The 11,933-nt window shown below is 63.0% G+C and carries 9 protein-coding genes; 5 read left to right on the forward strand and 4 right to left on the reverse strand.

Annotation, left to right across the window (positions count from 1 at the left end):
• Positions 1-14: 14 nt before the first annotated feature.
• The 4 genes from EK373_RS16845 to EK373_RS16860 all read left to right on the forward strand — a co-directional run bounded on the left by EK373_RS16845 (position 15) and on the right by EK373_RS16860 (position 6,758).
• Positions 15-3,995: a YhdP family protein gene (locus tag EK373_RS16845; RefSeq protein WP_129644902.1), complete on the forward strand. Its 3,981-nt coding sequence runs from the start codon at positions 15-17 to the stop codon at positions 3,993-3,995.
• Positions 3,955-4,926 (forward strand): carbon-nitrogen hydrolase family protein, encoded by a 972-nt coding sequence (locus EK373_RS16850; protein WP_232831131.1) that lies wholly within the window; start codon positions 3,955-3,957, stop codon positions 4,924-4,926. Before EK373_RS16845 ends, EK373_RS16850 begins: the two co-directional genes overlap by 41 nt.
• Positions 4,927-4,947: 21 nt before the next feature.
• On the forward strand, positions 4,948-6,453 hold the full coding sequence (tldD, locus tag EK373_RS16855; protein ID WP_129644904.1) for a metalloprotease TldD: 1,506 nt from the start codon (positions 4,948-4,950) through the stop codon (positions 6,451-6,453).
• Positions 6,454-6,530: 77 nt separating this feature from the next.
• Positions 6,531-6,758, forward strand: a complete 228-nt coding sequence (locus EK373_RS16860) for a hypothetical protein (protein ID WP_129644905.1) — start codon at positions 6,531-6,533, stop codon at positions 6,756-6,758.
• A gap of 10 nt (positions 6,759-6,768) precedes the next feature.
• Here EK373_RS16860 and EK373_RS16865 read toward each other — a convergent pair whose 3' ends face one another.
• The 4 genes from EK373_RS16865 to yjgA all read right to left on the reverse strand — a co-directional run bounded on the left by EK373_RS16865 (position 6,769) and on the right by yjgA (position 10,570).
• Complete coding sequence (locus EK373_RS16865) at positions 6,769-8,166, reverse strand: AAA family ATPase (RefSeq protein ID WP_129644906.1); 1,398 nt, start codon at positions 8,164-8,166, stop codon at positions 6,769-6,771.
• 160 nt (positions 8,167-8,326) lie between these two features.
• Positions 8,327-9,409, reverse strand: coding sequence for a 5-(carboxyamino)imidazole ribonucleotide synthase (locus EK373_RS16870; protein WP_129644907.1), 1,083 nt, complete (start codon positions 9,407-9,409; stop codon positions 8,327-8,329).
• Complete coding sequence (purE, locus tag EK373_RS16875; RefSeq protein WP_129644908.1) at positions 9,406-9,912, reverse strand: 5-(carboxyamino)imidazole ribonucleotide mutase; 507 nt, start codon at positions 9,910-9,912, stop codon at positions 9,406-9,408. The genes EK373_RS16870 and purE overlap by 4 nt, the downstream gene beginning before the upstream one ends.
• 13 nt (positions 9,913-9,925) lie before the next feature.
• A complete protein-coding gene (gene yjgA / locus EK373_RS16880) occupies positions 9,926-10,570 on the reverse strand; it encodes a ribosome biogenesis factor YjgA (RefSeq protein WP_157994398.1) in 645 nt (214 codons plus the stop codon).
• Between yjgA and pmbA the strand changes: the two genes are divergently transcribed.
• On the forward strand, positions 10,562-11,920 hold the full coding sequence (gene pmbA / locus EK373_RS16885; RefSeq protein WP_129644910.1) for a metalloprotease PmbA: 1,359 nt from the start codon (positions 10,562-10,564) through the stop codon (positions 11,918-11,920). The two genes, yjgA and pmbA, sit on opposite strands and share 9 nt — an antisense overlap.
• Positions 11,921-11,933: the final 13 nt, after the last annotated feature.

Below are 11,933 nucleotides of genomic sequence, written 5' to 3' on the forward strand. Positions count from 1 at the left end.
GATGCCGTCCGGTAATGTCGTTGAGTCCACGCAAAGTTGTTAAATGGCTGCTCGGCACGCTCGTGGTGCTGGCCATGCTCGTGGGCCTGTTGTTCGCCACGTTCGGTTTCATCGTCGGACGCGTGCCGGAATATCGAGTACAGCTGCAGGACTGGATCGGCGAGCGCAGCGGCCTGATCGTCGAATTCCGAACCTTGAGTGCGCGCTTGCGTTTCTACGGGCCGGAGCTGGTGTTCGATGACGCCGTTGTGCGCACACCCGATCGGACGCGCACGCTATTCGTAGCCCGAAGGGGCAGCGTCGGCTTCGATCTGTGGACGTCCATCGTCAATCGCCGTTTGACGGGCGGGCGCTTCGCACTCGAGGCGCCTGAGATCGCGCTGATCCGCACGCGCGAAGGCAAGATTCAATTGCTGGGTCAGAGCGCGCTGCCCGAGCGCGACATCAAGCCGATAGCCTTGGAGCAGTTGCCGACCGGCCGCTTCGTCGTGCACGACGCCGTGGTCAGTTTTCGCGACGCCATCACGGGGCGGGGACCTTGGTCGCTGTCGGGTGTGAGCTTCGACCTCGCGCGCAGCACGGATTCGATGGAATTGAGCGGTACGGCTTCGTTGCCAAAGACCTTGGGCGAGGAACTGAAGTTCTCGGCGACGGCTGAAGGTGCGCTCGAAGATTCCGCTGCGCTGCTCTCCACATTCAATGTGCAAGGAGCCAGGCTGGATCTGGCGGGCTGGGCCGATTTGTTGCCCGATGCGTGGCCGGCGCCAGAGAGCGGTCATGGCGCCATCCGTGTGAGCGGCACATTGAAAGGCGCGGAGCTGCTGCAACTGTCAGCAGCAGTCGACGTTGGCCAGCTCACGACGGAGTTGCCGGTGTGGACGATTCCGCTGCCGACAGCCGAGCCGCTGGTGCCGCCTGTGCCGGACGATGCGCCGAAGCGCACCCCCAAGCATCCCATTGAGACAGAACCCCCGGTTGTAGAACCGCAGCCCACGCCGCCTGCGCCGCAAATCTTGAGCTACTCTCGACTGGCATTCGCATTGAATGCGCAGAAAGCGGGTAATCAGTGGAGCGTCGCGCTCTCGGACATCGACGCAACTCGCACCGACTCGTCGTGGCAAGCCAAGAAAATCGCGGCGCGCTGGTCGCGCAACGGTCAGGGCGTGCTCAACGTCAGCGGCGAAGCAGATCGGATCGTGCTCGGCAACGTCTGGCCCTGGCTCGTCTATTTTCCGGAAAGCGAAGCGCTTGCGCGTGTACGTGCGATGCAGACCACCGGTACATTGACGGATGTGAAGTTCTCGTTGGCGCGCACCGCTCCCGACGCGCCCGTCAAATATTCGGTTGAAACAAAGCTGGAAAACGTGGGGTTCGCGCCGGTGTTGCGAACGCCGGGGCTCACCGGCATCAGCGGCAGGCTCGACGCCAACGATCACGCCGGCCAGCTGCACCTGGCGAGCAAGGACATCGAGTTCAATCTGCCGCGAACGTTTCGTAGCGTGCTGGCCGCAGCCTCTGCCGACGGCGTGGTGTCGTGGGAGCGCAATGACGCGGGGCTGATCGTAAGCACCGATCAGCTGAAAGTGCAGGGCGACGACGGTCGTGCCGTCGCGCGCATGCACCTGACCCTTCCCAGCGATGGCACATCGCCGGTGTTGGATCTATTCGCGCAGGGCCAGGATCTGAAGATCGGCTCGACCTATAAATATCTGCCGGGCGACAAGCTTGGGCCGAAGACGCTCGAATGGTTCGATCGAGCATTGCTCGACGGTCGCATTGCCACTGCCGAGTTCACATACAAGGGACCGATGCGCCAGTTTCCGTTCCGTAAGAACGAGGGAACATTCCTGGCGCGCGCGCAGGTCGAGAACGCGCTGTTCGATTATCAGGAAGGCTGGCAGCCGGCGCGCGAGCTGATGGCTGAGGTCGAGTTCCGGAATCAAGGCATGCGCGTGCACGCGACGTCTGCGATGGTCGGCAATCTGCGCATGAACGAGGCGACGGCCGAGATTCCCGATTTCAGGCAGAACGAGCTGTCGATCAAGGCGGCGGCTGCGGGCGATCTGGATGGCGGACTGTCGTTCCTGCGCAATAGCCCGATCGGCCCACGCCTCGGTGAAACATTCGCGCGCTTGGGCGGGCGCGGAGCGATGACAGCGGACGTGCGTTTGGATCTGCCGTTGAAGCGACTCGACGATCGCAAGATCGATGTCGTTGCACGCTTTGCCGATGCGACAGTGACGATGCAGAAAGTCTCGGCGCCGGTGCAGGCGCTGACCGGTGAGCTGAGAGTCAAGAACACTTTGATCGCCGCAGCTGACTTGAAAGGCCGATTCCTCGGCGGCCCGCTCACCGTGAAGATCGATCAGCAGAGCGCCACCGCTGCACAGCTCGATGCGCAAGGTCACGCGCAGGCCACCGAGCTGCATTCGTTGTTCTCGTTGCCCGCGACGGTGAAGCTCGCTGGTGACACCGACTATCACGTGAGCATGCCGATCGCGAGCGGCGCTAGCGAAGCCGCCCAACGTCGCCACATCAAGATCGACTCCAACCTGCGTGGCCTCGGTGTGACGCTGCCGCAGCCGCTGGGCAAGGGCGTCGCGGATGAGCGGCCGTTACAGGTGGCTTTGGAAATAGACGACGAGCAGATCCTGTCGCGCACCGCTTACGGCGATGTGCGGGCGTTGATTCGGATGCGTCAGTCCGACGCCGGCTGGACGCTGGATCGCGGCGGTGTGCGGGCCGATGCCGTGGCGCCGGCGCTGCCCGGTCATCGCGGCCTCCGCATCGAAGGCAATGTGCAACGTTTCGTGCTGGATGACTGGCTGGCACTGCGTGGCACGCAGCCGAATGCCAGTGCCGCGGCCCGCGACGACGATGGTCCGAAGCTGTCGGACTATCTTCAGGCCGCGAACGTGCGCGTCGCCGACTTTCAAATTTTCGGCTATCGCTTCGCCGATCTGCGTGGCGTGCTGCAGTCGACTCAGAGCGGCTGGCGCGTCGATGTGAGCGGCGATAACGCCGCGGGCCAGGTGTTGATTCCCGAGTCGTTCACGGGATCGCAGCCGTTGCGCGCGACGATGGAACGACTGGTCATCAACAAAGCGCCGGTTCAGGAAGGCGCTGCGAAGGATGACGATGACGCGCTGGATCCACGCAATCTGCCGAACATGCAGATCTATGTGGCCAACATGCTTCTCGGCACTCGCGCCGTTGGCGCGGTTGACTTGAAGGCGACGCGAGTTCCGCAAGGCATTCGCTTCGACAACGCAACCATTCTCGCCGAATCGGTGCGCGCGGAAGCGCAGGGGCAGTGGTTCACCACTGTCGATGGACCGCGTTCGACATTGAACGCCTCCATCGAAAGCAAGGATGTCGCGGCAACGCTCAAAGCGCTGAACTACACGCCGTTCCTGGAAGCCAAGCGTGGCGCGATCAAAGCGGACCTGGCGTGGAATGGCGGTTACGACAGCAACATTCTCGAGCACGCGTCGGGCGCCATTCGCATCGAGGCGGAGACCGGGCAGATTGTGAATTTGCAACCGGGCGCAGGCCGCGTGCTCGGATTGTTCAGCGTGGGCGCATTACCGCGCCGCCTCGCGCTCGACTTCAGCGATCTCACGGAGAAAGGCCTGGCGTTCGACACGATCCATGGCGATTTCGAATTACGCGACGGCAATGCATTCACGAACAATCTGCTGTTGCGAGGTCCGGCCGCAGAAATCGGCATCGCGGGCCGCACCGGCCTGGGCTCGCGCGACTACGACCAAACTGCGGTCGTGACAGGAAATCTCGGTGCATCGTTGCCAGTGGCGGGTGCGCTGGCTGGCGGTCCGGTCGTGGGCGCGGCGGTGTTGCTGTTCTCGCAAGTCTTCAAGGAGCCCCTCAAGGGCATCACCCGCGGCTACTATCGAATCACCGGACCCTGGGATGCCCCAGTGGTGGAACGGGTCGATGCGGCAGACGCCAAGGCGGAAGTCACGGGTGACAACTAATCCTATGATCGAAAGCGGCCAAGGCCCTTTTGATGAGCCCGGCAAAAGGCGCGACCTTTGCCGGACTCCCATTCGCGCTGCTGTACTGCAAATGACCTCAGCGCCCGAGGTCGAAGCCAATCTCGCGACCGCGCGCACCCTGTTGGAGCGTGCGCGTGCAGAAGGCGTGATGCTCGCGGCGCTGCCTGAAAACTTTGCCATCATGGGCCGCAAGGAGGTCGACAAAGTAGAGGTGGCCGAGACTCCGGGCGAGGGGCCCATCCAGGCGTTTCTGGGCCACTGCGCGCGCGAGTTGGGCTTGTGGATCATCGGCGGCACGATTCCGCTGCGCGTCGACAGCGAGCCCGAGCGCGTCGCGTCCGCATCGCTGGTATTCGATGATCACGGCCGTGCCCTGGGGCGCTACGACAAGATACATTTGTTCGATGTAGGCATTCCGAACCGCGACGCGCCTCAGCGCGACGAGCGCTATCGGGAATCTGCCACCGTCGCTCCAGGCAGTCAGCCGACGGTCGTGCCCACGCCGTTTGGCAGAATTGGCATGGCGGTCTGCTACGACGTGCGCTTTCCCGAGCTGTTCCGCGTACTCTCGGAGCAGGGGGCGGAAATCCTTAGCCTGCCTTCAGCGTTTACCGCACCCACAGGTAAGGCTCATTGGGAATTGTTGATCCGCGCCCGAGCAGTCGAGAATCTCTGCTACGTCCTGGCCCCAGCGCAAAGTGGTATTCATCCGAATGGGCGGGAGACCTGGGGAGACTCGCTCATTGCGGATCCCTGGGGCCAGGTCATCTCTCGCGTTACCGACGCCGGCCCCGGCCTTGCAGTGGCGGAAATCGACCGCACTGTGCAACAAGAACTCCGCGAACGTTTCCCGGCCCTGTCGCATCGGCGTTTTACAATCGCGCCGCCATCTTTAGTCTCCGCGGATTGATTACGAGGACTCGCCACGCGCATGAGCACTACGACCACTGCCGTTCACGACCGTCTGCATCTCGAGTTGCCCAAGGCGTTCGACGCTTCGCAGCCGCTGGATGTGGCGCGCCAGGCCATCCTCGCGCCGTCGGGGCTGGATGAAAGCCGCATCGCCGGCGTGCTCGGCAGCGTCATGGGCTACAGCGTCGATTACGCCGATTTGTATTTTCAGCTGAGCCGCGAGGAGTCGTGGTCGCTGGAAGACGGCATCGTCAAAGACGGCTCTCATAGCATCGAGCAGGGCGTCGGCGTGCGCGCGCTCGCGGGCGAGAAGACCGGCTTCGCATATTCCGATGAGATCGTCTTGCCGGCGCTCACCGAAGCTTCGATGGCGGCGCGCGCCATTGCGCGCAGCGGTGCAAACAAATCCATGCAGGCCTGGCGCTCGACCTCGGGTCATCAGTTGTATCTGCCGTTCGATCCGCTCGAGGGCTTGAGCGACACCGACAAAGTGCAATTGCTCGAGCGCGTCGATCGCGAGGCGCGTCGTATCGATCCGCGTGTCACGCAGGTGATGGCGAGCCTGTCCGGTGCGCACGAGGTCGTGCTGGTGATGGCGAGCGACGGCACCGTCGCTGCCGACGTGCGTCCGCTGGTGCGCATGAATGTTTCTGTGATCGTCGAGAAAGACGGTCGACGCGAACAGGGCTATGCGGGCACGGGCGGCCGCTACGGCTTTGCCAAATTTCTGGAAAAAGATCGTTGGAAAGAGCTGGTGCACGAAGCGGTGCGCAGCGCACTGGTGAATGTCGACGCGATCCCTGCGCCGGCGGGCACGATGACTGTGGTGCTCGGCCCGGGCTGGCCCGGCGTGTTGTTGCACGAGGCCGTGGGTCACGGTCTGGAAGGCGACTTCAATCGCAAGGGCACTTCGGCGTTCTCCGGTCGCATCGGCGAACAAGTGGCTTCCGAGCTTTGCACCATCGTGGACGACGGCACGCTCGGCTCGCGTCGTGGCTCGCTGAACATCGATGACGAAGGTGTGCCGACCCAGTGCACGACACTCATCGAGAACGGCATCCTGCGCGGTTACATGCAGGACAAGCTGAACGCGCGGCTGATGGGCGTCGCGCCGACCGGCAATGGTCGTCGCGAATCGTTCGCGCACATGACCATGCCGCGTATGACCAATACATACATGCTGGCTGGCAAGCACGACCCGCAGGAAATCATCGGCTCGGTGCAGAAGGGCTTGTATTGCCGCAACTTCGGCGGCGGCCAGGTGGATATCACTTCCGGCAAGTTCGTGTTCTCCGCCAGCGAGGCTTACCTGATCGAGAACGGCAAGCTGGGCGCGCCGGTGCGCGGCGCCACGCTGATCGGCAATGGCCCCGAGGTCATGCGCCGCGTGTCCATGGTCGGCAACGATCTGAAGCTGGACGAGGGCGTCGGCACTTGCGGCAAGGAAGGGCAGGACATCCCGGTGGGTGTCGGTCAACCGACCCTGCGAGTCGATGGTTTGACCGTGGGCGGTACCGCAGCCTAGTCCTTTCGGTCTGCCGTTTCCCCGGACAGTGGCCGCGCTGCTAGGATGTCGCGGTCGCTGGCCGTGACCTTTTCCTTATGTGGATTTCTCGTCCCATCTACGAGCTGCTGCCCTACCTGTACATGCTGGCAGGCGCCGGTCTGTTGGCCGGGGCGTGGCTGATCGAGACGGAAATCTGGCCCAGCATATTTCTTGGCGTGGGCGCGCTCAGCCTGATGGGCGGGCTGGTGTTATGGCTGCGCCGGAAGGACTATCGAACCAAGCAGGCCGAGTACGACAGTCGCTCGCTCGACGACAAGATCTGAGGGCCGTGGCCTAGCGGCCGCCCCCGAGCTCATTTGCCCGCTGCTCTTCCTCTTCGTCCTCTTCACGCTCGGCGTGTTCCGCCAGCGAGCCGCCTTCCTGCGCCAGCGTCGCCGCGTGACCGCGATCCGGGCCGTCGTGCAAGGGCGCAGCGTCGTCGTCCATTTCGTGGAACTGCGTGCGGCTGCGGTTGGTGCGCTCGTCGAAATACATGATCTCGTGCTGACCGATCTGCACGACGTCGCCGTCGTTCAGCATGCGGCGGCGGACGCGTTTGGAGCGCACGTAAATGCCGTTGGTGCTGTTCAGGTCTTCGAGCACCGAGGTGTGAATCGAAGTGATGATCTGCGCGTGATGACGGCTGATGTATTTGCTGTCGATCTGCAGATCGTTGTCGGGCGTGCGGCCGATGATGAACCGTCCCGGCGTGAGCTCGCGCTCGGCGATGGTCTGGCCGTTGAAGCCGACCAGGATGCGGCCGAGCACGATGCGGCGCGAACCGGTGCTCGGTTCTTCACCGCCGTTCATGCCCCCGTGCATGCCGCCATTCATGCTGCCCGGCATGCCGTGCAGTGCCTGTAACTTAACGGAACGCTCGGCGTATTCGACCCACTGCAGTTCTTCGACTGCCGCTTTCACATCGTCGACCGTCACGGAGGGCCGATCCTGTGCGAATGCCGCCATCATCGAGGTATCGGCGAGTGTGTTCACGAGACGTGGCACGCCGCCGGTGTAGCGGTAGATCAACGGGAATGTTTCCGGATCGAAAATCTGCCGGCCCTGCGAGCCCGCCACTTCCAGGCGATGCTGGATGTAGGCGGCCATATCGGTCTTGGACAGCGCGGTCAGATGGAAGCGCAGGCGGATACGTTGCGCCAGCTGCACCAGGCCAGGGCCGTTGAGCTTGTCGTTCAGCTCCGGCTGGCCGGCGAGAATGATGCGCAGGACCTTCTCCTTGGTGGTCTCCACGCCCGAGAGCATGCGGATCTCTTCCAGCACCTTATGTGAAAGATTCTGCGCTTCGTCGACGATCAGCAGCACGCGGCGGCCGTTGGCGTATTGCTCGACCAGGAACTCGTTCAGGGTCGAGAGCAACTCGGCCTTCTTCATCTTGAACGGCGAAAAGCCGAACTGCACCAGCACGCTCTGCAGGAATTCGATCGCGGTGACCTGGGTCTGATTGATCTGTGCGACCACCACATCCTTCTCCAGCTCCTTCAGGAAGGTCTCGATCAGGGTGGTCTTGCCGGAGCCGATCTCGCCGGTGATGACGACGAAGCCATCGGTGAACCAGATGGTCGACTCCATGTACGCCTTGGCGCGCGCATGGTGCTTGGACAGGTACAGGAACTGCGGGTCCGGGGTGAGCCGGAAAGGCAATTCGTGCAGCTTGAACAGTTCTAGATACATGCGGTTGGGTATCTGGTCCGTGGCCTGTCGAGGGCTTGGTGGGGAGGTGCCCCGGAAGCCCGCGATCGAGGCGGTGCAAGTTTACGCAAGAACCGGCGCCGGACACAAAAACACCGGCTCGATTCACCAGAATCTGGCGATGCGCCGGTTCCCGCTGGAGCTACATCTTCAGCCGGAGCAACTGCTGCAATGCCCTGTCCCTGGCGGTCGGCGATGGGGCGTTGATGGTGCAATGTCCGAGCTTGCGGTTGGGCCGAGGTTCTTTCCCGTAGCTGTGAAAGTGTACGCCCGACACCTGCAGAATGTTCCCGAGCTCGGGAATGCTACCGATGAAGTTCATCATCGCCGAGTGACCGTTCGGACGCGTACTTCCGAGCGGCAATCCCAGAATGGCGCGCACATGATTTTCGAATTGACTGGTCTGCGCACCCTCGATGGTCCAGTGCCCGGAGTTGTGCACGCGCGGCGCCATCTCGTTGGCGATCAGCTTGCCGCCGCGCACGAAGAACTCGATGGTGAGCACCCCGGCGTAGTCGAGATGTTTCAACAGCCGGCGCATGTATGTTTCCGCCTGCTTCTGCAAAGAGGCATTGCGATACGGCGCGATTGAGTAACGCAAAATACCCTGCGAATGTGTGTTCGCCGAGAGCGGATAAAACAAAGTTTCTCCGCGCGTGCTGCGCACGCCGATGATGGAAACCTCGCGCGAGAAATCGACGAAGCCTTCGTAGATCAACGGCACGGTGCCGAGCGTCTGCCAGGCAGTTTCGATGTCGGCGGGCTTCTTCAAATAGAACTGGCCGCGGCCGTCATAGCCGAGACGGCGAGTCTTGAGCACGCCGGGCAGGCCGATGTTTTCAACGGCGGCGCGCAGGTCTTCGATCGAGTCGACGGCCATGAACTCCGGCGTCGGAATCTTCAGCTGCCGGAACAATGTTTTCTCGTGCAACCGGTCCTGCGACGCACCGAGTGCTTGCACCGGCGGCAGGAAAGGTTTCTTGGCCGCGACTGGCTCGACCGCCGCAACCGGCACGTTCTCGACGTCGAAGGTCACGACATCGACTTCATCGGCCAGCTCCGCGAGCTTCGCCGCATCGTCGAAGGCACCCGGAATGATGCGGCCGACCTGGCCGCCGGGCGCGTCGCTGCTCTGATCCAGGAACACGAAACGCAGGCCGAGCGGATAGCCCGCCAGGGCCAGCATGCGTCCCAGCTGGCCCGCACCGATAATGCCGATTTTCATGGCCGGGAAATGGAGGTGATGGACGGATCGGGATTGGCCAGCACGGTCGCGGTCTGGTCTGTCCGGAACTTGTCGAGGGCGGTACGCACCGGCTCGTATTTGTTGGCGAGGATGGAGGCGGCGAACAGCGCCGCATTGGTCGCGCCGGCCTGACCGATCGCGAGTGTGCCCACCGGAATGCCGGCGGGCATCTGCACGATGGACAGCAACGAATCGATGCCACTGAGCATCTTCGACTGCACCGGCACGCCCAACACGGGCAGGCTGGTCTTGGCGGCGGTCATGCCCGGCAAATGGGCAGCGCCACCGGCGCCGGCGATGATGACTTCCAGACCGCGCTCGCGCGCCGTTTCGGCGTACTCGAACAGCAAGTCCGGTGTGCGATGGGCCGAGACCACACGCGTCTCGAATGCGATTCCCAGGCGCTGCAGAGTGTCCGCGGCAGGCTGCAAAGTCTCCCAATCGGACTTCGAGCCCATGATGATGCCAACTAACGGTTTCATAAGGGGGATTGTATCAGGGGGCTGTGTTCGACAGGGCGTCGCGTAAGACACGGAACAGCTCGCGACCGGCGGGCGTGACCTTCTGCGCTGACTGCTGCTGTTCCTTGCGCGCCCGCTCGGTCAGTTTGCCGATGGCTTTGCTGTCGATGTGAGGAAACTCGGCGGCCAGAGCGACTACGCCTTCGCCGCCTTCGCGCAATAACCGGTCGCGCCATTGCTCGATGCGATGAAAACGGATCGCTTCGACCCGTTCCCGGTCGCGCCTGGCTTCGAGCGCCTCTCTGATGGGCTCGGCGTCGATCTTGCGCATCAGCTTGCCGATGTACTGTTTCTGCCGGTACAGGCCACCATGGGCGGTGATCCGACGAGCCAGCAGCACGGCGTCGCGCAGTTGTTCGGGCAGGGGCAGGGCGTCCAGCTCGCTATCCGACAGCTCGATCAACGCCTCGCCCAGCGCTTGCAGGTCGTCGCTCTGCCGCTTGCGCGCGCTTTTACTGGGGCGCTCGTCGTAGGAGCCGTCTTGGTCGGCGTCGTCGGTCATGTCAGGACAGGCCGTTTCTGGGGGCGCAAGGATGCGGGCATGGCGGCGACCATGCAAGTCGGCTGGTACTAGCGCCGGAGGCGACAGGCGCACTGATACAATCAAGCCATGGCCCAAGTTCCCAGCACTTCATCCACCCAGCTCAGCCACTCGCAACAGGACCTGCAGGACCTGGTTGCCCTTGCGATCGAGGAGGGGCGCAAGCTCGGCGCCACCGAATCCGAGGTCGGCGTCAGCGTCGACACCGGGCTGTCGGTCACCGCGCGCCTCGGCGAAGTCGAGACGCTCGAGTATCAACGCGATCGCGGCATGGGCATCACCGTCTATCGTGGCAAGCGCAAGGGGACGGCGAGCACCGCCGACCTGCGGCCGCAAGCAATTCGCGAGACCGTCGCGAAAGCATTCAGCATTGCTGGATTCACGGCGGAAGATGAGTGCGCGGGCTTGCCCGATCGCGAAGATCTCGCCACTGAGATTCCGGATCTGCAGTTGTCACATCCGTGGGGCATCGAGCCCGATGCGGCGCGCGATCTCGCGGTCGCTTGCGAGGCGGCGGCGCTCAAGGCTGACAAGCGTATCGGCAATTCCGAAGGCGCGACGCTGTCGAGTCATACAGGCCTGCGCGTGTTCGGCAATTCGCTGGGATTCCTCGCCGGCTTTCCCAGCAGCATTCATAGCCTGAGCTGTGTCGTCGTCGCTCAAGAGGATGGCGAGATGCAGCGGGACTACTGGTACAGCTCAGTGCGCGATTGGCGCGAGCTCGAAGATGGGGAATCGATCGGCAAGACGGCAGCGGCGCGCGCACTGCGTCGTTTGAACGCGAAGAAGCTGTCGACGCTGACCGCACCCGTGTTGTTCGTTCCCGAGCTGGCTCGTGGGCTCATGGGTCATTTTCTCGGTGCAATTCGCGGCGGCAGCCAGTATCGCCGCGCGTCGTTCCTGCTCGACGCTGCCGGTCAGCAAATCTTTCCATCGTGGCTGCAGATTTCGGAGCGGCCGCATATTCCCAAGGCGCTCGCCAGCTCGCCGTTCGATAGCGAAGGCGTGGTTACGCGCGATCGCGAGTTGATCAAGGATGGCGTGCTCACCGGGTACATCCTGAGCACCTACTCGGCGCGCAAGCTCGGCCTGCGCACCACGGGCAATGCCGGTGGCGTGCACAATCTCATCGTGTCGCACGGCGCCGATGATTTCCAGGCGCTGCTGAAGAAGATGAACCGAGGCCTGATGGTGACCGAGCTGATGGGCCAGGGCATCAACGGCGTGACCGGCGACTATTCGCGCGGCGCCGCGGGCTTCTGGATCGAGAACGGCGAGATTCAATATCCGGTGAACGAGATCACCATCGCCGGCAACCTCAAGGACATGTATCGGGAAATCGTTGCCATCGGCAGCGACGTCGATGCGCGCGGCGGCATTCGGACCGGTTCGGTGCTGCTGGAGAAGATGACGATCGCGGGCGAGTAGTCGCGAAGATCAA

The sequence above is a fragment of the Peristeroidobacter agariperforans genome (genome assembly GCF_004138335.1).
Taxonomy (GTDB): Bacteria; Pseudomonadota; Gammaproteobacteria; order Steroidobacterales; family Steroidobacteraceae; genus Steroidobacter; species Steroidobacter agariperforans.

What these genes read in the sequence shown, in the direction of transcription:
- EK373_RS16845 (WP_129644902.1), top strand. Translation starts at nt 15, where the DNA reads ATGTCGTTGAGTCCACGCAAAGTTGTTAAATGGCTGCTCGGCACGCTC.
- EK373_RS16850 (WP_232831131.1), top strand. Translation starts at nt 3,955, where the DNA reads ATGCGGCAGACGCCAAGGCGGAAGTCACGGGTGACAACTAATCCTATG.
- tldD (WP_129644904.1), top strand. Translation starts at nt 4,948, where the DNA reads ATGAGCACTACGACCACTGCCGTTCACGACCGTCTGCATCTCGAGTTG.
- EK373_RS16860 (WP_129644905.1), top strand. Translation starts at nt 6,531, where the DNA reads ATGTGGATTTCTCGTCCCATCTACGAGCTGCTGCCCTACCTGTACATG.
- EK373_RS16865 (WP_129644906.1), bottom strand. Translation starts at nt 8,166, where the DNA reads ATGTATCTAGAACTGTTCAAGCTGCACGAATTGCCTTTCCGGCTCACC.
- EK373_RS16870 (WP_129644907.1), bottom strand. Translation starts at nt 9,409, where the DNA reads ATGAAAATCGGCATTATCGGTGCGGGCCAGCTGGGACGCATGCTGGCC.
- purE (WP_129644908.1), bottom strand. Translation starts at nt 9,912, where the DNA reads ATGAAACCGTTAGTTGGCATCATCATGGGCTCGAAGTCCGATTGGGAG.
- pmbA (WP_129644910.1), top strand. Translation starts at nt 10,562, where the DNA reads ATGGCCCAAGTTCCCAGCACTTCATCCACCCAGCTCAGCCACTCGCAA.